Below are 19,704 nucleotides of genomic sequence, written 5' to 3'. Positions count from 1 at the left end.
TATGAACACTAAGGTCATCAGCCTGGTTTCGATTGGCGCCCACCCGACCTCGGGTCGGGCCCGGCGTGCTGAACAGGATGCCCGTGCAGTCGAATTGGGCTTGCAACTGGCAGGGGATAACTTGCAGGTGCTGCATGCCGGCGACCCGCAGGAGCCGGCACTGCGCAGCTACCTGGGCATGGGGCTGGCGCAACTGGACGTACTCGAACAACCGGCCGGCAGCGATGCGCTCGTTGTTCTGGGTGACTACCTGCGCGATGCCGGAGCACAACTGGTACTGACCGGTAGCCAGGCAGAAACCGGCGAAGGCTCGGGCATGCTGCCGTTCCTCCTGGCCGAGCGCCTGGGCTGGCCGCTGGTGGTGGGGCTGGCTGAGGTGGAATCTATCCACAACGGCGTTGCACAGGTGCTGCAGGCCCTGCCGCGTGGCCAGCGGCGCCGGCTGAAGGTGCGCCTGCCGATGTTGGCCACTGTGGATAACGCTGCGCCCAAACCACGCCAGAGCGCGTTTGGCCCGGCGCGGCGCGGGGTATTGGCGGCACGCCATGTGGCGATCGTTGAAGACACGTTACTCACCGGCGCAGAACTGCAGCCCGCCAAGCCGCGCCCCAAGCGCCTGAAAGTGATCAAGGCCAAGAGTGGTGCCGACCGCATGAAAGCCGCTACCGCCAAGGCCAGCGGCGGCGGTGGCCAGGTACTCAAGGACCTCACTCCGCAAGCGGGTGCCGAGGCCATTCTGAAGCTGTTGATCGAAGAAGGTGTGCTGCGCTGACAGTTGCTCACAAAGTCTGTTGGCGGTTCTGTGGATAAAGTGTTTGCCTATGACTACAGGCCACGTATTACGTGGCCTGTAGTCGTTTGATCAGATTTTGACCAGTTGCACCTGGGGTTTTTCCAGCCTTTCCCCCTGTGAATGAAGCACCGTTCGCACGCATATTGCCCACAATCCTTGTTGGCGCTTCTGTGGATAATCTGTTCGCCCATGGCTGCAGGCCACGGAATACAAGGCGTTCAAGGATTTGATCAAAAAACATACAAACACACCCAAAAGCACTGGCGATGATCGGGAAAACGCCGATAAATCGGGGCCTTGCGGGTTTATCCACATGGCTTTTTCAGCCTTGCACAGTTGCGCACAAAGTCTGTTGGCTGCTCTGTGGGTAAGGTGTTCGCCTTCTTCTGCAGGCCACGGTTTTAGAGGTGTTCAGAGGTTTGATCAAAAAGTGATCAATAGGGGGTTGGGTCATTGAACTGGCCGCAGGCTCAGTTTTCCACAGGGGTTGCCCACATTAACTGTGGGTTGCCCTGTGGATAAAGTGTTCGCGAAGTGTCGCAGGCCCTGTGTTTGTTGGGCAACGCGCTGTTTGGTTAGATTTTGTACAGGCAGGATGGCATGGCGCCTGGATCACCGGCAAGGCGCCTACCGAGGTGTAGGAAACGCGCTTGCCGGCGATGGGGGAGGGGCGACGCTTACTGTGCGGCTACACCCTTGAGGTAGGGGGCCGGTGCGGCACCGAGGTTGTTCAGCATGCGCTCGCTGTACCAGTCGATGAAGTTGACCACGCCAAACTCATAGGTCTTGGAGTACGGCCCTGGTTGGTAGGCCGTGGAGTTGATGCCACGCTGGTTTTCTTCGGCCAGGCGACGGTCCTGGTCGTTGGTGGCGTCCCACACTTCACGCATGCGCTGCGGGTCATAGTCGACGCCTTCGACGGCGTCCTTGTGTACCAGCCACTTGGTGGTGACCATGGTTTCCTGTGCACTGATCGGCCATACCGTAAAGACGATCATGTGGTCGCCCATGCAGTGGTTCCAGGAGTGCGGCAGGTGCAGGATGCGCATCGAGCCCAGGTCCGGGTTTTTGATGCGACCCATCAGTTTCTGGCAGCCTTGCTTGCCGTCCATGGTCATCGATACGGTGCCTTTGAGCAGCGGCATGCGCACAATACGGTTACGCAGGCCGAAGCTGGCGTGGGCATACGGGATCTGCTCGGCATCCCAGGCTGCGGCAGAGGCGGCAACGTGGTCCTTGAAGGCCTGGTCGGCGCGTGGATCGGTGACGTCGTCCCATTCCAGGAGCGTTTTGAGCAGTTCAGGGTGCGAACCGTTGCAGTGGTAGCACTCGCGGTTGTTTTCCAGCACCAGCTTCCAGTTGGCCTTTTCCATCAAGGTGGTTTGCACCGCCACCTTGGTGTTCTCCATGTCGTAAGGCTCCATGTAATGGGCCAGGGTGGAGAGGAAGTCGTCGATGGCCGGTGGGTGCTCCGCCAGGCTGACGAAGATGTAGCCGCCGGCGGTTTTCACATGCACAGGCTTCAGGCCGTATTGCTTCATGTCGAAGTCGGCGCCCATTTCGGTACCGGCGAACAGCAGGCGACCGTCCAGTTCGTACGTCCATTGGTGGTAAGGGCACACCAGTTTGGCCACTTTGCCTTTGTCGCTGGTGCACAGGCGCGAGCCACGGTGACGGCAGACGTTATGGAAGGCATGTACCTGACCTTCGGCACCCCGTACCACCATGATCGGGTTCTTGCCGATCTCCAGGGTGAGGAAGTTGCCCTTGGCCGGGATTTCACACGTCATGCCGGCGATCAGCCATTCCTTGTGGAAGATCTCCTGCATGTCGATCTGGAACAGGCGCTCGTCGTTGTAGAACGGTTGGGGCAGCGAGAAGGTCCGCTCGCGGTTCTGCAGCATGTCGGCAGTTGCCTTGCGTGCAGGTTCCAGTGGATCGCCCAGGCTCAGGGTTGCGGTGACGTCCATCGTGTAGGTCCTCATGGCCAAGCGTGTGGCCGGTGGAAGTGGCTAATCGTTGTTATGGCGACGCAAGGCTGAAGCAGCAGCATTCTTTGAGGTGGAGTGTGCGTTCGCCGCCGACATGAACCATATCCCTGGACGACATGGTCGAATCCGTTTCCGACGCGCCAGCCCTTGTCGGTGGGGGCTGGTCGCGATAAGCACGTCAATGTCGCGGATAGGAATGTGCGCCGGTTGCAGCTTGAGCAGAATCACTACCATCAGGCCACAGTCGGCCGTGGAGATGAGCATGTCCAATCCCTTTCTCAATCCGGTGACTACCCAGACCTGGGCCAACGGCCGCCATATCGTCCGTTGCGTCAAGGTGATCCAGGAAACCTGGGATGTGCGCACCTTTTGTTTCATGGCCGACCAGCCGATCATGTTCTTCTTCAAGCCCGGGCAATTCGTCACCCTGGAGCTGGAAATCGAAGGGCAGCCGATCATGCGCTCCTACACCATTTCCAGCTCGCCCTCGGTGCCCTACAGCTTTTCCGTGACCATCAAGCGGGTGCCGGGCGGCAAGGTGTCGAACTGGCTGCACGACACCCTGCACGAAGGTCAGGAGCTGGCGGTGCATGGGCCGGTCGGCTTGTTCAATGCAATTGATTTCCCCAGCCCCAAAGTGCTCTACCTCAGCGGTGGCGTGGGCATCACCCCGGTAATGTCGATGGCCCGCTGGTTCTACGACACCAACGGCAATGTCGACATGGTGTTTGTCCACAGCGCCCGTTCGCCGAAAGACATCATCTACCACCGCGAACTGGAGCAGATGGCCTCGCGGATCGACAACTTCAGCCTGCATATCATTTGCGAGAAGCACGGCCTGGGCGAACCTTGGGCGGGTTACCGGGGTTACCTGAACCACAAGCTGCTGGAACTGATCGCCCCGGACTTCATGGAGCGGGAGATCTTCTGCTGCGGCCCGACCCCTTACATGAACGCGGTCAAGCGCTTGCTTGAAGCCAGCGGCTACGACATGCGCCGTTACCATGAGGAGTCATTTGGCGCGACCCCGGCCGAGGTCAAGGCCGATGCCGTGGAACACGCCGAACAGGCCGCCGAAGCGGCCGAGGTGGACAACGCCGACCTGCATCAGGTGGAGTTCACCGCCACGGGCAAGAGCATTCGTGTCGCGCCCGGCGAGACGGTTCATGCGGCGGCGGCCAAGCTCGGCCTGATGATCCCCAAGGCCTGCGGCATGGGCATCTGCGGTACCTGCAAGGTGCTCAAGCTGGGCGGCGAAGTGGAGATGGAGCACAACGGCGGTATCACCGATGATGACGTGGCCGAGGGTTACATTCTGTCGTGCTGCAGTGTGCCGAAGGGGGATGTACGTATCGAGTATTAAATAGCTGCCCTGTTTGAACATTGTTCAGGCAGGGCATTTATTGTGTGGGTGAAGTCAACTATCAGTTTTGACAGTCTAGTTGTGTAGATGCTGATCTCGAATCAGTATTTCGTTGTGGTAGTGGGCGTGTGATTTAGTTCAGCAGGCTTTTGTTGAAAGATCACTGTTGAGGAGTCGCCCGCTATGTCTGCAATTCCCTCGCGTACCCGCAGAACACAATCAAAACGCCTTCAGGCAAACGAAGTGCGTGCCTTGATCCCGGATTTTCCCTTCGACTACGGTGAGTACCTGGCACAGGCCGGCCAACAGCCACTGGGCAGTATTGCCCCGAGCCACTATGGCAAGCAGGTACTGGTGGTGGGGGCCGGCATTGCGGGGCTGACAGCCGCCTACGAGGCGCTGCGCATGGGCCTGCACCCGGTGGTGGTAGACGCCAGTGGTCGCGTGGGTGGGCGCCTCTATTCGAAAGAGCTGAACACGGAAAACAATGGTGGTGTGCTCTGTGAGTTGGGCGCCATGCGTTTTCCACTGTCGGGGAAGGCGCTTTATCATTATTTCGAAAAAGTGGGCATGGCCGACAACAGTACTGAATTTCCCAACCCGGGTACTGCGGCTGCAGTCAGTACGGTAGTCGACTATCAGGGCGAAAAGGTTTACTACGAAGAAGGTACAGGCAAATTCCCGAGGCCTTTGGAGTATACGGCGTTAGAAGATAAGTTCTTCGAGGTTTTTCTGCAGCAAGAGCCTATTCGCTTTGGCGAAATGGAACAGGCTATGTCTACGGGTACGATCAATCAGAGCCTGATCAAGTCGATCTGGAATACTGTTTTGGAAAATGGCTGGGATAACCTCAGTTTCCACGCGGCCATGGTCGAGCAAGCCAAATGGACCCCCAAGGAGATCAACCTGTTTGGCCAGATCGGTTTCGGTACGGGCGGGTGGAACACCGACTACCCCAACAGTTTTCTGGAAGTACTGCGGGTGTTGTACACCGGGCTCGATACCAATCATCGGCTCATGTATGACGGTGCTTCGGCGTTACCAGAACGGCTATGGAGCACCTCGCCAAGCACCTTTGGTGATGCGATGGTGCATTGGGCCGCAGGCACTACGGTTGAGGGGCGGTCTAAAGCCGTGTTCGCCAACCCGTTGCAACAGGAGGTACGGCATATCGTCCGCCAGGCGGATGATCAGTTTCGGGTTTACTTCCATGACCTGGTTACCGGGCAGGAACAGTCCCTGGAGTTTTCCAGCGTTATCTATACACCCCATGTGCGTATCCTCGACAAATTGCGCTACATGGGCGGCCCACAGCTGTTCGCGGATATGAACACGTTGCTGAGCAAAGCCCAGTGGGAAGCGGTGATGTATACCCACTACATGCAGTCGGCGAAGATCTTTGCGGGTACCCAGGAAGCGTTCTGGAAGACGCGTGGCGAAGACGGTAAACAGTTGATGAGTATTACCTTGTCCGACCGGCTGACCCGTGGCACCTACCTGGTGGACTATGGCCAGAGCACCGGTACCTACAAGGGCAGTGGGATGTTCCTCTCGTACACCTGGAACGATGACAGCCTGAAATTTCTGGGTGACCTCGCTGCACCGGTGTCTGGGCATGTCGAGCTGTGCACGACACTACTGGATGTGGTGTATCCGGGGTTGAACGTGGCATCCAGGTTTGCCACGCAGGACCCTTTCGTCGAGTTGAACTGGGAAGATCAGCCGCACTTTCTCGGTGCCTTCAAGATGAACCTGCCAGGGCAGTACGAGTATCAGCGCCTGTTGTTCAGCCAGTTCATGCAGGGTGTCGGTGGTGCCAACCCCTATGGCTTTATCCTCGCCGGGGATGATGTGTCGTGGACTGGCGGTTGGGCGGAGGGCGCGGTGACCACCGCCTTGAATGCGGTGGACAAGTTGGCGGCCAAGTACGGAGGGAGTAGCGCCAACGGCCCCATTAGCCAATGGGAAGCGCTCAAGCCCATTGAGCTTACCGCCGGGCCGAAGCTTACCGCCGAGCCCAGGAAAACACCGCCTCATGAGTCCGCCCCTCACAACCGCGGCAGACTCATGAAGGAGCAGGTTAAACGCTGAAACGGGCGACCAGGCTGTTCAGGTCGACTGCCAGGCGTGACAGTTCGGCACTGGCTGCGCTGGTCTGGTGGGCTCCGGTGGCCGACTGCACCGACAGGTCATTGATGTTGACCAGGTTGCGGTCGACCTCGCGGGCCACCTGCGCCTGTTCTTCGGCGGCGCTGGCGATCACCAGGTTGCGTTCGTTGATCTGCGCCACGGCACCGGTGATGGTGTCCAGGGCCAGGCCTGCACCACGGGCGATGTTCAGGGTCGACTCGGCGCGCTCGGTGCTGTTGCGCATCGAGTTGACCGCTTGCTCGGTACCGCCCTGAATGCTGCCGATCATGCGTTCGATTTCGCTGGTCGACTGCTGGGTGCGGTGCGCCAGGGCGCGCACTTCGTCTGCAACCACGGCAAAGCCACGGCCAGCCTCGCCGGCCCGCGCGGCCTCGATGGCGGCGTTCAGGGCCAGCAGGTTGGTCTGGTCGGCCAGGCCACGAATCACGTCCAACACTTTGCCGATGTCTCGTGATTCCTCTGCCAGGTTGCTGACCAACTCGGCAGTGCCCTGTACATCAGCGCTCATGCGCTCGATGGCACTGACGGTCTCCATCACCAGATCACGGCCATCGCCGGCCGAGCGGGTGGCGTCCTTCGATGCTTCCGAGGTGCTGACGGCGTTGCGCGCCACTTCTTCCACCGCGCTGGTCATCTCGGTGACTGCCGTGGCCGCTTGCTCGATTTCGTTGTTCTGCTGTTGCAGGCCACGGGCGCTTTCTTCGGTGACGCTGTTCAGTTCTTCGGCTGCCGACGCCAGTTGGTTCGCTGAGCCGGAGATCTGGTGCAGTGTGTCACGCAGTTTGTTCTGCATCTTGGCCATGGCCTGCAGCAGGCGCGCGGCCTCATCCCGGCCTTGGGTCTGGATCGGTCGGGTCAGGTTGCCTTCGGCGATCTGTTCGGCGGCGTGCAGTGCATCGTTGATCGGTTTGACGATGCTTCGGGTCAGCAGCAAGGCGCAGACGAAGGTCAGTACGGTCGCGACCACCAGCAGCGCGATGACCAGGGTGAATGCCGTGGAGTACTGTTCGGCGGCCACCTGGTTAGTGTTACGGGTTTGCTCTGTGTTGATCTTTACCAGATTTTCCATGAGCGTGTTGATCTGCTCGGAGTTGTCCAGCAACTCGCGGTTCAGCAGGGTGCGCAGTTCGTCCAGCTGGCCGGACTGGGCGTGGTTCTTCATGCGCGCTTCCAGTTGACGGTACTGGCTCAGTAACTGCACGTACTGGTTGTAGGTTGCGCGTTCGTTCTGATCGGCGATCAGCGGCTCGTAGGTTTTACGCACCTCATCAATCTGCGCGTTGCGCTTGTCCATCAGTGCCAGCGTGTCGCGTAGCTCTGCGGGCTCGCGGTTAACCAGCAAGCGATAAGCCAGGCTGCGCAGGCGCAGGGTGAGTTGGTTGAGCTCGCCCAGGTTCTTGATGCTGGGGATGCTGTTTTGCTCAATGACCACACCTGCCTGGCGGATCACACTCATCTGGTTGAGCGCGAAAATACCGAGCGCCAGCATCAGCGCACCGATCAAGGCAAAACCCAGCAGTGCGCGCGGCGCGATGTTCATATTGCGTAGGGACATGGTCGTTATCCGAAGGAGAAAGGGCACGCGATCCATGCGACGCATTTTGACGTACTCTGCCTATCGGTCGAATCGGACAAGACTTGAGGCACTTCGGCCGAAAGTAACGCTTGTGAATGAAATTTCATCTGGGCAATGGTGGGGTTGCCAGGGAACCGAGTTGTCCAATGTGTGTCAATCAACATCAAAGCGGGGCCTCTGGCCCAATATCCCTGGCGAGTGCGGTGAGTTTTCTTTATCGTGTGCGCCCCCTGCAAAAACCCCCGAGAAGGCATTATGTTGGAAACTTCCCTGAGTCAATTGGAACAACTGGTCAACGACCTGGTACAGAAGAATCAGGAACTGGCTGAGCGCACTGCCAAGCTGGAAGCCGAACTGGTTCATGCCAAGGATGAAAACGACAGCCTGCAACTGAGCCTGCTGGAGCAGGAAGAGAAGCAGGGCGCTACGGCCGCGCGTATCCAGGCGCTGGTTGAGCGTGCCGGTGGTGGCGCAGTCAACGCATGAAAACGACCGCGCAGTCGATCAATGTTATCTCGATCCTGGGCACCGATTATTCGATCAAGGCACCTGAAGGCGAAGAGCAGACCTTGCTCAAGGCGGTGCAAATGCTCAAGGCTTCGTTGGGTGACACCAAACGCAAGTACCCAGCCCTGATTGGCGACAAGCTGTTGGTGCTGGCGGCGCTGAACCTGTGTTCGCAGCAGATCGAACTGCAGCACAAGCATCAGGAAGCCCTCGACCGTTATCAAGAGCAAGTCAACGCCACGGTCGACGTCATCGCCCGGACTATCGGCAACAACTGATCGCCCATTCCTCCGACGTACTGCGCGCCTGAGCGCGCCGGCTTTGCCGGCGCTGGGCGCGTAGTGACCTGCAACGCGTTCTAGCCCCGTCCTGAGCCCTCTACATAAGCAAAACCGACACCTGCTCGGTTGGGTATTGTCTCGCGCTAATGGAATAATTGGATACCAAAGTGTATACAGTTGACCTGCCTGTTGCAGTACAGGGTCATTTGCTCGGGGGAATTCCATGCAGTTCTGGCGGCGCAGTATTCAGTGGAAGTTGATTGCAAGCATGGGTGCGGCCTTGTTGGCGAGCATTCTGGTGGTGGTCGCGATCTATACGCTGGCGGTTAACCGGCTGACGGAGCGTTATCTGGTCGAGACGGCACTGCCAGCGAGCATCGAGGCGATTCGTAACGACATCGAGCGGATGCTCGGACAGCCGCTGACGGCGGCGGCGGACATCGCCAGCAATACCTTGCTGCGTGACTGGCTGGCCGAGGGCGAGGACGCCAGCCAGCGGGCGCACTTTACCGAGTACCTGGATGCACTGCGCCAGCGCAACAACGCGTTCACGGCACTGTTTGCCTCCACGGTCTCCAATCATTACTACAACGAGAAGGGCCTGGACCGTACCCTGCGCCGCGACAACCCGGCCGATAGCTGGTTCTTCCGCTTCACCGACAGCGGTGACGAGCGGATGCTCAACATTGACGTCGATGGCAGCTCCGGTGAAGTGGCGTTGTTCATCGACTACCGGGTAGAGAAGGACGGCAAGCTGGTTGGCATAGCCGGGCTGGGCCTGCGTTTGCATGAGCTGTCCGAGTTGATCCACAACTTCAGTTTCGGGGCGCGAGGACGGGTGTTCCTGGTGCGTGGCGATGGCTTGATCCAGGTGCATCCACAGGCCGAGTTCAGCGGTAAACGCCAACTCAGTGAGCAGTTGGGTGAGGCTGCGGCGAAAACCGCCTTGGTGCGGCAGGAGCGGGTGGTCAGTACGCGTTTTCAGCGTGATGGCGAAACCTTCCTGGCGCTCAGCCTGCCGCTGCGCGACCTGAACTGGACGCTGGTGGCGGAAGTGCCCGAGTCGCAAATTTATGCCCAGGTGCATGAGACGGTCTGGTTGACCAGCCTGATCGGCCTGGCCGTGGCGCTGTTGTCACTGCTGCTGGTGGTCTGGCTGGCGCGTGGGCTGGTCAAGCCGATCCGCCAGGTAACCGCTGCACTGGTGGCCATCGGCAGTGGCGGTGGCGACCTCAGCCGTCGGCTGGATGAGGGCCGTAGCGATGAGTTGGGTGATCTGGCGCGTGGCTTCAACCGCTTTATCGACAGCCAGCGAGAACTGATCGGCCAGGTGTTGGGCACCACTGAGCGTTTGCACCGTGCGGTGGAACAGGTGACTCAGGTGGTGGACAACACCGCTGATCGCTCTGTGCGGCAGCAGGAAATGACCGAAACGGTTGCCACAGCGGTACATGAGATGGGCTTGACCGTGCAGGACATTGCGCAAAATGCCGGTAATGCGGCCCAGGCATCGCAGGCTGCCCGCAATGAAGCCGAACACGCCCGTGAGGTGGTGCAGCGCTCGATTAGCCAGATTGAAGGCATGTCCAATGACATCGGCTCGGCCGCCGGTGCGGTTGGCGAGTTGGCTGCAGAAGTCGCCTCGATCGACGAGGTATTGGCGGTGATCCGCAGTATTTCCGAACAAACTAACCTGTTGGCGCTGAATGCGGCCATCGAAGCGGCGCGGGCCGGGGAAATGGGCCGTGGTTTCGCCGTGGTGGCTGATGAAGTGCGCACATTGGCCCAGCGTACCCAGGTGTCCACGGGTGAAATCCAGCAGATGATTCAACGGCTCAAGCAGGGCACGGGCAATGCCGTGGCCTCAATGCAGGCCGGGCAGGTGGCAACCGGTGCCGGTGTGGCGTCGAGCCAGCGCACCGGCGCATCGCTGGGGACCATTACGGATCAGGTGGAGCATATCAGCGACATGAACCACCAGGTCGCCACGGCGACTGAGCAGCAGTCGGCAGTGACCGAGGAGATCAACCGCACGGTGCAGGGTATCTCAGACCTGGCCCGGCAAACCGCCGCAGAAGTGCGCGGCTGCCGGGACGAGTGTCAGGCCCTGCGCGAGCTGGCTGACGACCTGGCGCGGCAGATGGGCGGGTTTCGCCTGTAGCCGCTGATGGTGTCAGGCGCTCATCACGGCGCGGATATCTGCCGCCAGTTCGCGTACCCGGGCTTCTTCGGTGTCCCAGGAGCACATGAACCGGGCGCCGCCGCTGCCGATGAAGGTGTAAAAACGCCAGCCCTTGTTGCGCAATGCTTCCAGGGCCGGTTCCGACATTTGCAGGAATACACCGTTGGCCTCCACCGGGAACATCAGTTCAACGCCGGGGATGTCCGCGACCAGCGAGCTGAGCAATTGTGCGCAGTGGTTGGCATGGGCGGCGTGGCGCAGCCAGGCGCCGTCCTCCAGCAGGCCGACCCAGGGGGCGGAGAGGAAGCGCATTTTCGACGCCAGTTGCCCGGCCTGCTTGCAACGGTAGTCGAAGTCCTCGGCCAGTTTGCGGTTGAAGAACAGGATCGCCTCACCCACCGCCATGCCGTTTTTGGTGCCGCCAAAGCACAGCACGTCGATACCGGCCTTCCAGGTCAGCTCGGCCGGGGTGCAGCCGAGGAAGGCGCAGGCGTTGCTGAAACGAGCGCCGTCCATGTGCAGGTTCAGGCCCAGTTCCTTGCAGGTGGCGCTGATCGCCTTGAGTTCATCCGGGCGGTAGACGCTGCCCACCTCGGTAGCCTGGGTGATGGTCACTACCCGGGGTTTGGGGTAGTGGATGTCCTGGCGCTTGAGCGCGACTTCGCGGATCGAGGCCGGGGTCAGCTTGCCGCCTTCGCTGCGGGCGGTCAGCAGCTTGGAACCGTTGGAGAAAAACTCCGGCGCGCCGCATTCGTCGGTTTCGACGTGGGCGGTCTCCGAGCAGATCACGCTGTGGTAGCTCTGGCACAACGACGACAGCGCCAGCGAGTTGGCGGCGGTGCCGTTGAAGGCAAAGAACACTTCGCAGTCGGTTTCAAACAGCTTGCGAAAGTGATCGGCTGCCCGTGCGGTCCATTGGTCGTCGCCATAGGCACGTTCGTGGCCGTGGTTGGCCTTTTCCATGGCGGCCCAGGCTTCGGGGCAGATACCGGAATAGTTGTCGCTGGCGAATTGTTGGCTTTGATCGGTCATGGTTCTGTCCTGAAAACGACGCAGGCAAGCACTCTAAACCAAGATTCGGTGAAGTGTCTGCTGCTGTATGGCCAGCGGCCCTGCAAGCGATGGGGCCATCTGCTGTAGGGTTTTTCGCGGGTTTTATCCTGCCTGTCGGGCTGACGCTCACGAGGTTATGTCGTAAACGCACCTTTGCGTGGCGCCCATAGGCATCTGGGCTGTCTGCGTCGGTCATACCATCGAATCCAAAGGGCGCTGTCCATGTCATGCCGCCCACCTAATGAAAGCCCATGCCGCTGCCGGGAGAGATGCGATGTTCAGCAAGCAAGACCAGATCCAGGGTTATGACGATGCACTGCTGGCGGCGATGAATGCCGAAGAGCAGCGTCAGGAAGATCACATCGAACTGATCGCCTCGGAGAACTACACCAGCAAGCGCGTGATGCAGGCCCAGGGCAGCGGCCTGACCAACAAGTACGCCGAAGGCTATCCGGGCAAGCGTTACTACGGCGGTTGTGAGCACGTGGACAAGGTCGAGCAACTGGCGATTGACCGTGCCAAGCAACTGTTCGGTGCCGACTACGCCAACGTTCAGCCCGCACTCCGGCAGCCAGGCCAACGCGGCGGTGTTCCTCGCCCTGCTGCAGGCCGGTGACACGGTGCTGGGCATGAGCCTGGCCCACGGCGGCCACCTGACCCACGGCGCCAAGGTCAGCTTCTCCGGCAAGCTCTACAACGCGGTGCAATACGGCATCGACACTGCCACCGGCCTGATCGACTACGACGAAGTCGAGCGCCTGGCGTTGGAACACAAGCCGAAAATGATCATCGCCGGTTTTTCGGCCTACTCGAAAACCCTCGATTTCCCACGCTTCCGTCAGATCGCTGACAAAGTGGGCGCTTACCTGTTCGTCGACATGGCGCACGTGGCCGGCCTGGTCGCGGCCGGGTTGTACCCGAACCCGCTGCCGTACGCCGACGTTGTCACCACCACCACCCACAAGACCCTGCGCGGCCCACGGGGCGGCCTGATTCTGGCCAAGGCCAACGAAGAACTGGAAAAGAAACTCAACGCTGCGGTGTTCCCCGGCGGCCAGGGCGGGCCCCTGATGCACGTCATCGCGGCCAAGGCCGTGTGCTTCAAGGAAGCCCTGGAGCCCAGCTTCAAGGCGTATCAGCAGCAAGTGATCGACAACGCCCAGGCCATGGCTGGCGTGTTCATCGACCGCGGCTACGATGTAGTGTCCGGCGGCACCGATAACCACCTGTTCCTGGTCAGCCTGATCCGTCAGGGCCTGACCGGCAAAGAGGCCGATGCTGCCCTGGGCCGTGCCCATATCACGGTGAACAAGAACGCCGTACCGAATGACCCACAGTCGCCGTTCGTCACGTCCGGCCTGCGCATTGGCACCCCGGCGGTGACCACGCGCGGTTTCAAGGTCAGCCAGTGCACCGCACTGGCCGGCTGGATCTGCGACATTCTCGACAACCTTGGCGATGCCGATGTCGAGGCCGATGTGGCGAAAAACGTGTCGGCACTGTGTGCAGACTTTCCGGTTTACCGCTGAGTGGTTGAGGAGTAACTGACTATGCAACGCTACTCGGGCTTCGGCCTTTTCAAGCACTCGCTGAGCCACCATGAAAACTGGCAGCGCATGTGGCGCACGCCGACCCCGAAAAAGGTCTACGACGTGGTGATCGTCGGCGGCGGCGGGCATGGCCTGGCCACGGCCTACTACCTGGCCAAAGAACACGGCATCACCAACGTTGCGGTGGTCGAGAAGGGCTGGTTGGGCGGTGGCAACACCGCCCGTAACACCACCATCGTGCGTTCCAACTACCTGTGGGACGAGTCGGCGCACCTCTACGAACACGCCATGAAACTCTGGGAAGGCCTGTCGCAAGACATCAACTACAACGTGATGTTCTCCCAGCGCGGCGTCTACAACCTGTGCCACACCCTGCAGGACATGCGCGATTCGGAGCGTCGGGTCAGTGCCAACCGGCTCAACGGTGTGGACGGCGAACTGCTCAACGCCCAGCAAGTGGCCGACGAGATTCCGTACCTGGACTGCTCGAAGAACACCCGCTACCCGATCATCGGTGCCACCGTGCAGCGCCGCGGCGGGGTTGCCCGTCACGACGCCGTGGCCTGGGGCTTTGCCCGCGCCGCCGATGCCTTGGGCGTGGACCTGATTCAGCAAACCGAAGTCACCGGTTTCCGCAAGGAAAATGGCGTGGTCATCGGGGTTGAAACCAGCAAGGGCTTCATTGGCGCCAAGCGGGTTGGTGTGGTCACCGCCGGTAACTCCGGGCACATGGCCAAGCTCGCCGGCTTCCGCCTGCCGCTGGAGTCGCACCCGCTGCAAGCACTGGTGTCCGAGCCGATCAAACCGATCATCGACAGTGTGATCATGTCCAACGCCGTGCACGGCTACATCAGCCAGTCGGACAAGGGCGACCTGGTGATCGGTGCCGGTATCGACGGTTGGGTTGGCTACGGCCAGCGCGGCTCGTACCCGGTGATCGAACACACCCTGCAGGCCATCGTCGAGATGTTCCCGATCCTGTCCCGTGTGCGCATGAACCGGCAGTGGGGCGGCATCGTCGATACCTCGCCGGATGCCTGCCCGATCATTTCCAAGACCCCGGTCAAGAACCTGTTCTTCAACTGCGGTTGGGGCACCGGTGGCTTCAAGGCCACGCCGGGTTCAGGCAACGTCTTTGCCGCCAGCCTGGCCAAGGGTGAAATGCACCCGCTGGCTGCGCCTTTTTCCATCGACCGTTTCTACAACGGCGCACTGATCGACGAACACGGCGCTGCCGCTGTCGCCCACTAACAGGAGAACCTGACCATGTTGCACATCTTCTGTCCCCACTGTGGCGAGCTGCGCTCCGAAGAGGAATTCCACGCCGCTGGCCAGGCGCACATCCCGCGCCCGCTCGACCCGGATGCCTGCACCGATGAGGAATGGGGCACCTACATGTTCTTCCGCGACAACCCACGCGGCCTGCACCACGAACTGTGGATTCACGCCGCCGGTTGCCGCCAGTACTTCAATGCCACCCGTGACACGGTGACCTACGAAATTCTGGAAACCTATCCAATTGGCGCCAAGCCACAAGTGACCGGCAAAAACACCAGCCCGCAGTTGGCAGTCAGTGGTCAGGGAGAAAAGGTATGAGCCAGGTCAATCGCCTGTCCAACGGCGGTCGTATCGACCGCAGCAAAGTCTTGAACTTCACCTTCAACGGCCAGAGCTATCAGGGCTATGCCGGTGACACCCTGGCGGCCGCGTTGCTGGCCAACGGCGTGGACATCGTCGGGCGCAGCTTCAAGTACTCGCGCCCTCGCGGGATCATCGCCGCCGGTGCCGAAGAGCCGAACGCGATCCTGCAGATCGGTGCCACCGAAGCCACCCAGGTGCCGAACGTGCGCGCTACCCAGCAGGCACTGTATGCCGGCCTGGTGGCCACCAGCACCAATGGCTGGCCGAGCGTGAACAACGACGTGATGGGGATCCTGGGCAAGGTCGGCGGCAAGCTGATGCCACCGGGCTTCTACTACAAGACCTTCATGTACCCGCAGTCGTTCTGGATGACCTACGAGAAGTACATCCGCAAAGCGGCTGGCCTGGGCCGTTCGCCGCTGGAAAACGACCCGGACACCTACGATTACATGAACCAGCACTGTGACGTGCTGGTGGTTGGCGGCGGCCCGGCTGGCCTGGCCGCTGCCTTGGCGGCTGGCCGCAGCGGCGCCCGGGTGATCCTTGCCGATGAGCAGGAAGAGTTTGGCGGCAGCCTGCTCGACACCCGTGAAAGCCTCGACGGCAAGCCTGCCGCGGAGTGGGTGGCGGCTGCCGTGGCCGAACTCAAGGACATGCGCGAAGTGACCTTGCTGCCACGGGCCACCGTGAACGGCTACCACGACCACAACTTCCTGACCATCCACGAGCGCCTGACCGACCACCTGGGCGATCGCGCACCACTGGGGCAGGTGCGTCAGCGTATCCACCGCGTGCGTGCACGGCAGGTGGTGCTGGCCACTGGCGCCCACGAGCGTCCGCTGGTGTATGGCAACAACGACGTGCCAGGCAACATGCTGGCTGGCGCCGTATCGACTTACGTACGCCGTTACGGCGTAGCACCGGGCAAGAAACTGGTGCTTTCGACCAACAACGACCACGCTTACCGCGTTGCGCTGGATTGGTTCGACGCCGGCCTCAAGGTCGTCGCCATTGCCGATGCGCGGCATAACCCGCGTGGTTCGCTGGTCGAAGAAGCCCGCGCCAAAGGCATTCGCATTCTGACCTCCAGCGCGGTGATCGAAGCGCGTGGCAGCAAGCATGTGACAGCCGCCCGCGTGGCAGCCATCGACCTGAAAGCCCACGCAGTGACCAGCCCAGGCGAGTGGCTGGAGTGCGATCTGGTGGCCAGTTCGGGCGGCTACAGCCCGGTGGTTCACCTGGCTTCGCACCTGGGTGGCAAGCCGGTCTGGCGTGAAGACATCCTCGGCTTCGTGCCGGGCGATGCCCCGCAGAGACGCGTCTGCGTCGGCGGCGTGAACGGTGTCTACAGCCTCGGCGATACCCTGGCCGATGGTTTTGAAGGCGGTGTACGGGCTGCAACCGAAGCCGGTTTCAAGGCGGTCACCGGCGTACTGCCCAAGGTGCTGGCGCGCCATGAAGAAGCCACTGTGGCGTTGTTCCAGGTGCCGCATGACAAACCCACGGCACGCGCACCGAAGCAGTTCGTCGACCAACAGAACGACGTGACGGCCGCGGCTATCGAGTTGGCCACCCGCGAAGGTTTTGAGTCGGTCGAGCACGTTAAACGCTATACCGCGCTGGGCTTTGGTACCGACCAGGGCAAGCTCGGCAACATCAACGGCCTGGCCATCGCCGCCCGTTCGCTGGGCATTGGTGTGGCGCAAATGGGCACCACCATGTTCCGCCCGAACTACACGCCGATCACCTTCGGTGCAGTGGCGGGCCGGCATTGCGGTCACCTGTTCGAGCCGGTGCGCTTCACCGCGCTGCATGCCTGGCACGTGAAAAACGGTGCCGAGTTTGAAGACGTCGGCCAGTGGAAACGGCCGTGGTACTTCCCGCGCAAAGGCGAAGATATCCATGCCGCCGTTGCCCGTGAGTGCAAGGCGGTGCGTGACAGCGTCGGCCTGCTCGACGCCTCGACCCTGGGCAAGATCGATATCCAGGGCCCGGATGCCCGTGAGTTCCTCAACCGCATCTACACCAACGCCTGGACCAAGCTGGACGTGGGCAAGGCCCGTTACGGCCTGATGTGCAAAGAAGACGGCATGGTCTTCGACGACGGTGTCACGGCGTGCCTGGGTGAGAACCACTTTGTCATGACCACCACCACCGGCGGCGCGGCACGCGTACTGCAGTGGCTGGAGATCTATCAGCAAACCGAATGGCCAGACCTGAAGGTGTACTTCACCTCGGTCACCGACCACTGGGCGACCCTGACCCTGTCCGGGCCGAACAGCCGCAAACTGCTGTCACAGGTCACCGATATCGACCTGGACAAAGACGCCTTCCCGTTCATGAGCTGGAAGGAAGGCAAGGTGGGCGGGGTGCCGGCGCGGGTCTTCCGGATCTCCTTTACCGGTGAGCTGTCGTACGAAATCAACATCCAGGCCAACTACGCCATGGGCGTGCTGGAGCAGATCGTCGAAGCGGGCAAGCCCTACAACCTGACCCCGTACGGCACCGAAACCATGCACGTACTGCGGGCCGAGAAGGGCTTCATCATTGTCGGCCAGGACACTGACGGCTCGATGACCCCGGACGACCTGAACATGGGTTGGTGCGTCGGGCGGACCAAGCCGTTCTCCTGGATCGGCCGTCGTGGCATGAACCGTGAAGATTGCGTACGGGAAAACCGTAAACAACTGGTCGGCCTCAAGCCGGTCAATCCGACCCAGTGGCTGCCTGAGGGGGCGCAACTGGTGTTCGATCCGAAGCAACCGATCCCGATGGACATGGTCGGTCACGTGACCTCCAGCTACGCCGCCAACTCGCTGGGCTATTCGTTCGCGATGGGTGTGGTCAAGGGTGGCCTCAAGCGCATGGGCGAGCGCGTGTTCTCGCCGCAGGCCGATGGCAGCGTGATCGAAGCGGAGATCTGTTCAGCGGTGTTCTTCGACCCGCAAGGCGAACGGCAGAACGTTTAAGGATTGACGCGCACGTGTGGCGCCGGCGCGGCCGGCCCCACACGGATCGCCCTACAGCATTTGATATTTCAGGCAGGTTTGAAATGAGCGCAATCAACGTTTACCAGCAACACCCAGGCAACGCCGCCAAGGCGCAATCGCCGCTGGCCCACGCCGACTTGCCGAGCCTGGTTGGCAAGGGGCGCAAGAACGCCGGTGTCACCCTGCGCGAGAAGAAGCTGCTGGGCCACCTGACTATTCGTGGCAACGGCCACGACCCGGCCTTTGCCGGTGGTGTGTTCAAGGCCATCGGCCTTGAGCTGCCCGTGGCCCTGACCGTGGTCGCCAACGGCGACATGTCGCTGCAGTGGCTCGGCCCGGATGAGTGGCTGTTGATCGTCCCCGGTGGCCAGGAGTTCGCCGTCGAGCAGAAACTGCGCGACGCCCTCAAGGACCAGCACATTCAGGTGGTCAACGTCAGCGGTGGCCAGACCCTGCTGGAACTGAGCGGCCCGAACGTGCGCGAAGTGCTGATGAAGTCCACCAGCTACGACGTGCACCCGAACAATTTCCCGGTCGGCAAAGCGGTCAGTACGGTGTTCGCCAAGTCGCAACTGGTCATCCGTCGCAGCAGCGAAGACACCTGGGAACTGCTGATTCGTCGCAGTTTCTCCGATTACTGGTGGCTGTGGTTGCAGGACGCCGCCGCAGAATATGGCTTGAGCATCCAGGCCTGAACCCGACAGGAGCGTTAGCATGAGCCGAGCCCCGGATACCTGGATTCTCACCGCCGACTGCCCGAGCATGCTCGGCACTGTGGATGCGGTGACGCGTTACCTCTACGAGCAGCGCTGCTACGTCACCGAACACCACTCGTTCGATGACCGGTTGTCCGGGCGGTTTTTCATTCGCGTGGAGTTCCGCCAGCCTGATGACTTTGACGAAGCGGCTTTCCGCGCAGGCCTGACCGAGCGCGGTGAGGCCTTTGGCATGGTCTTCGAGCTGACGGCGCCGAACCACCGGCCCAAGGTCGTGATCATGGTCTCCAAGGCCGACCATTGCCTGAACGACTTGCTCTATCGCCAGCGTATAGGCCAGCTGTCCATGGACGTGGTGGCGGTGATTTCCAACCACCCGGACCTGGAGCCGCTGGCCCAGTGGCACCGTATTCCGTACTACCACTTTGCCCTCGATCCCCATGACAAACCGGCGCAAGAGCGCAAGGTATTGGATGTGATCGAGGCGTCCGGTGCAGAGCTGGTGATCCTTGCCCGCTACATGCAGGTGCTGTCGCCAGAGTTGTGTCGCAAGCTCGACGGCTGGGCGATCAATATCCACCACTCCCTGCTGCCCGGTTTCAAAGGCGCCAAGCCGTATCACCAGGCCTACAACAAGGGGGTGAAACTGGTGGGCGCCACGGCGCATTACATCAACAACGACCTCGACGAAGGCCCGATCATTGCCCAGGGCGTCGAAGCGGTCGATCACAGCCATTATCCCGAAGACCTCATCGCCAAAGGCCGCGACATCGAATGCCTGACCCTGGCCCGGGCGGTGGGTTACCACATTGAGCGGCGGGTGTTTTTGAACGCCAACCGCACGGTAGTGCTCTGACGAGCACGCTTGCCATAAAAAAAATCCAGTAACTCAGCGCTGCCTCCGGGTAGC

14 protein-coding genes and 3 pseudogenes are annotated in these 19,704 nt (G+C 61.0%); 13 read left to right on the top strand and 4 right to left on the bottom strand.

The genetic code is table 11. The features are described 5' to 3' along the window. The first annotated feature begins 1 nt into the window (after window position 1). On the top strand, window positions 2-772 hold the full coding sequence (gene etfB / locus AB7M23_RS04605) for an electron transfer flavoprotein subunit beta (RefSeq protein ID WP_065760205.1): 771 nt from the start codon (window positions 2-4) through the stop codon (window positions 770-772). 698 nt (window positions 773-1,470) lie between these two features. On the opposite strand, the gene gbcA is transcribed toward etfB, so the two are convergent. Further along, window positions 1,471-2,763, bottom strand: coding sequence for a glycine-betaine demethylase subunit GbcA (gbcA, locus tag AB7M23_RS04600; RefSeq protein WP_065760204.1), 1,293 nt, complete (start codon window positions 2,761-2,763; stop codon window positions 1,471-1,473). 283 nt (window positions 2,764-3,046) lie between these two features. Between gbcA and gbcB the strand changes: the two genes are divergently transcribed. Further along, window positions 3,047-4,147, top strand: a complete 1,101-nt coding sequence (gene gbcB, locus AB7M23_RS04595; RefSeq protein WP_099776075.1) for a glycine-betaine demethylase subunit GbcB — start codon at window positions 3,047-3,049, stop codon at window positions 4,145-4,147. A gap of 183 nt (window positions 4,148-4,330) precedes the next feature. Beyond that, window positions 4,331-6,238, top strand: a complete 1,908-nt coding sequence (locus AB7M23_RS04590) for a flavin monoamine oxidase family protein (protein WP_454240293.1) — start codon at window positions 4,331-4,333, stop codon at window positions 6,236-6,238. Here AB7M23_RS04590 and AB7M23_RS04585 read toward each other — a convergent pair. Together AB7M23_RS04585 and AB7M23_RS04580 are read right to left on the bottom strand one after the other, a co-directional pair. Further along, window positions 6,228-7,091 carry a methyl-accepting chemotaxis protein gene (locus tag AB7M23_RS04585; RefSeq protein WP_371917198.1) on the bottom strand — a complete coding sequence of 288 codons (864 nt, stop codon included), beginning with the start codon at window positions 7,089-7,091 and terminating at the stop codon, window positions 6,228-6,230. The genes AB7M23_RS04590 and AB7M23_RS04585 overlap by 11 nt on opposite strands. Further along, a pseudogene (locus AB7M23_RS04580) lies at window positions 7,083-7,838 on the bottom strand (MCP four helix bundle domain-containing protein); the annotation flags it as partial. The gene AB7M23_RS04585 and the pseudogene AB7M23_RS04580, both read right to left, overlap by 9 nt. Window positions 7,839-8,129: 291 nt before the next feature. Here AB7M23_RS04580 and AB7M23_RS04575 point away from each other — a divergent pair. From AB7M23_RS04575 to AB7M23_RS04560, 4 genes and pseudogenes are all read left to right on the top strand, one after another. Continuing rightward, window positions 8,130-8,360: a hypothetical protein gene (locus AB7M23_RS04575; protein WP_065760200.1), complete on the top strand. Its 231-nt coding sequence runs from the start codon at window positions 8,130-8,132 to the stop codon at window positions 8,358-8,360. Further along, window positions 8,357-8,659: a cell division protein ZapA gene (locus tag AB7M23_RS04570; RefSeq protein WP_065760199.1), complete on the top strand. Its 303-nt coding sequence runs from the start codon at window positions 8,357-8,359 to the stop codon at window positions 8,657-8,659. Before AB7M23_RS04575 ends, AB7M23_RS04570 begins: the two co-directional genes overlap by 4 nt. 226 nt (window positions 8,660-8,885) lie before the next feature. Beyond that, window positions 8,886-9,962: pseudogene (locus AB7M23_RS04565) on the top strand (HAMP domain-containing protein); the annotation flags it as partial. 123 nt (window positions 9,963-10,085) lie between these two features. Continuing rightward, window positions 10,086-10,823: a methyl-accepting chemotaxis protein gene (locus AB7M23_RS04560; protein WP_407682251.1), complete on the top strand. Its 738-nt coding sequence runs from the start codon at window positions 10,086-10,088 to the stop codon at window positions 10,821-10,823. 12 nt (window positions 10,824-10,835) lie between these two features. On the opposite strand, the gene AB7M23_RS04555 is transcribed toward AB7M23_RS04560, so the two are convergent. Next, entirely contained in the window at window positions 10,836-11,876 is a 1,041-nt protein-coding gene (locus tag AB7M23_RS04555) for a threonine aldolase family protein (RefSeq protein WP_065760197.1), read from the bottom strand. Window positions 11,877-12,171: 295 nt separating this feature from the next. On the opposite strand from AB7M23_RS04555, the pseudogene glyA reads away from it, so the two are divergent. From glyA to purU, 6 genes and pseudogenes are all read left to right on the top strand, one after another. After that, window positions 12,172-13,426, top strand: a pseudogene (glyA, locus tag AB7M23_RS04550) (serine hydroxymethyltransferase). 21 nt (window positions 13,427-13,447) lie between these two features. Next, entirely contained in the window at window positions 13,448-14,698 is a 1,251-nt protein-coding gene (locus tag AB7M23_RS04545; protein ID WP_099773990.1) for a sarcosine oxidase subunit beta family protein, read from the top strand. Window positions 14,699-14,713: 15 nt separating this feature from the next. Further along, window positions 14,714-15,043 carry a sarcosine oxidase subunit delta gene (locus AB7M23_RS04540; RefSeq protein ID WP_099773991.1) on the top strand — a complete coding sequence of 110 codons (330 nt, stop codon included), beginning with the start codon at window positions 14,714-14,716 and terminating at the stop codon, window positions 15,041-15,043. Next, window positions 15,040-18,057: a sarcosine oxidase subunit alpha gene (locus tag AB7M23_RS04535; protein WP_454240292.1), complete on the top strand. Its 3,018-nt coding sequence runs from the start codon at window positions 15,040-15,042 to the stop codon at window positions 18,055-18,057. The genes AB7M23_RS04540 and AB7M23_RS04535 overlap by 4 nt, the downstream gene beginning before the upstream one ends. An 83-nt stretch (window positions 18,058-18,140) precedes the next feature. Beyond that, a complete protein-coding gene (locus tag AB7M23_RS04530) occupies window positions 18,141-18,773 on the top strand; it encodes a sarcosine oxidase subunit gamma (protein ID WP_454240291.1) in 633 nt (210 codons plus the stop codon). A 19-nt stretch (window positions 18,774-18,792) separates the two neighbouring features. Then, complete coding sequence (purU, locus tag AB7M23_RS04525) at window positions 18,793-19,650, top strand: formyltetrahydrofolate deformylase (RefSeq protein ID WP_330524024.1); 858 nt, start codon at window positions 18,793-18,795, stop codon at window positions 19,648-19,650. Window positions 19,651-19,704 lie beyond the last annotated feature (54 nt).

The organism is Pseudomonas sp. HLS-6 TE3448 (assembly GCF_053629555.1).
The sequence above is the reverse complement of the archived record's forward strand: the minus strand, read 5'-3'. Positions and strand labels throughout refer to the sequence as shown.

Excerpts from the sequence above, each read along its gene's own strand:
- AB7M23_RS04590 (WP_454240293.1), top strand. The coding sequence starts at position 4,331 with ATGTCTGCAATTCCCTCGCGTACCCGCAGAACACAATCAAAACGCCTT.
- AB7M23_RS04540 (WP_099773991.1), top strand. The coding sequence starts at position 14,714 with ATGTTGCACATCTTCTGTCCCCACTGTGGCGAGCTGCGCTCCGAAGAG.
- AB7M23_RS04560 (WP_407682251.1), top strand. The coding sequence starts at position 10,086 with ATGACCGAAACGGTTGCCACAGCGGTACATGAGATGGGCTTGACCGTG.
- AB7M23_RS04535 (WP_454240292.1), top strand. The coding sequence starts at position 15,040 with ATGAGCCAGGTCAATCGCCTGTCCAACGGCGGTCGTATCGACCGCAGC.
- AB7M23_RS04570 (WP_065760199.1), top strand. The coding sequence starts at position 8,357 with ATGAAAACGACCGCGCAGTCGATCAATGTTATCTCGATCCTGGGCACC.
- AB7M23_RS04555 (WP_065760197.1), bottom strand. The coding sequence starts at position 11,876 with ATGACCGATCAAAGCCAACAATTCGCCAGCGACAACTATTCCGGTATC.
- AB7M23_RS04575 (WP_065760200.1), top strand. The coding sequence starts at position 8,130 with ATGTTGGAAACTTCCCTGAGTCAATTGGAACAACTGGTCAACGACCTG.
- gbcB (WP_099776075.1), top strand. The coding sequence starts at position 3,047 with ATGTCCAATCCCTTTCTCAATCCGGTGACTACCCAGACCTGGGCCAAC.
- etfB (WP_065760205.1), top strand. The coding sequence starts at position 2 with ATGAACACTAAGGTCATCAGCCTGGTTTCGATTGGCGCCCACCCGACC.
- AB7M23_RS04585 (WP_371917198.1), bottom strand. The coding sequence starts at position 7,091 with ATGCAGAACAAACTGCGTGACACACTGCACCAGATCTCCGGCTCAGCG.
- gbcA (WP_065760204.1), bottom strand. The coding sequence starts at position 2,763 with ATGGACGTCACCGCAACCCTGAGCCTGGGCGATCCACTGGAACCTGCA.
- purU (WP_330524024.1), top strand. The coding sequence starts at position 18,793 with ATGAGCCGAGCCCCGGATACCTGGATTCTCACCGCCGACTGCCCGAGC.
- AB7M23_RS04530 (WP_454240291.1), top strand. The coding sequence starts at position 18,141 with ATGAGCGCAATCAACGTTTACCAGCAACACCCAGGCAACGCCGCCAAG.
- AB7M23_RS04545 (WP_099773990.1), top strand. The coding sequence starts at position 13,448 with ATGCAACGCTACTCGGGCTTCGGCCTTTTCAAGCACTCGCTGAGCCAC.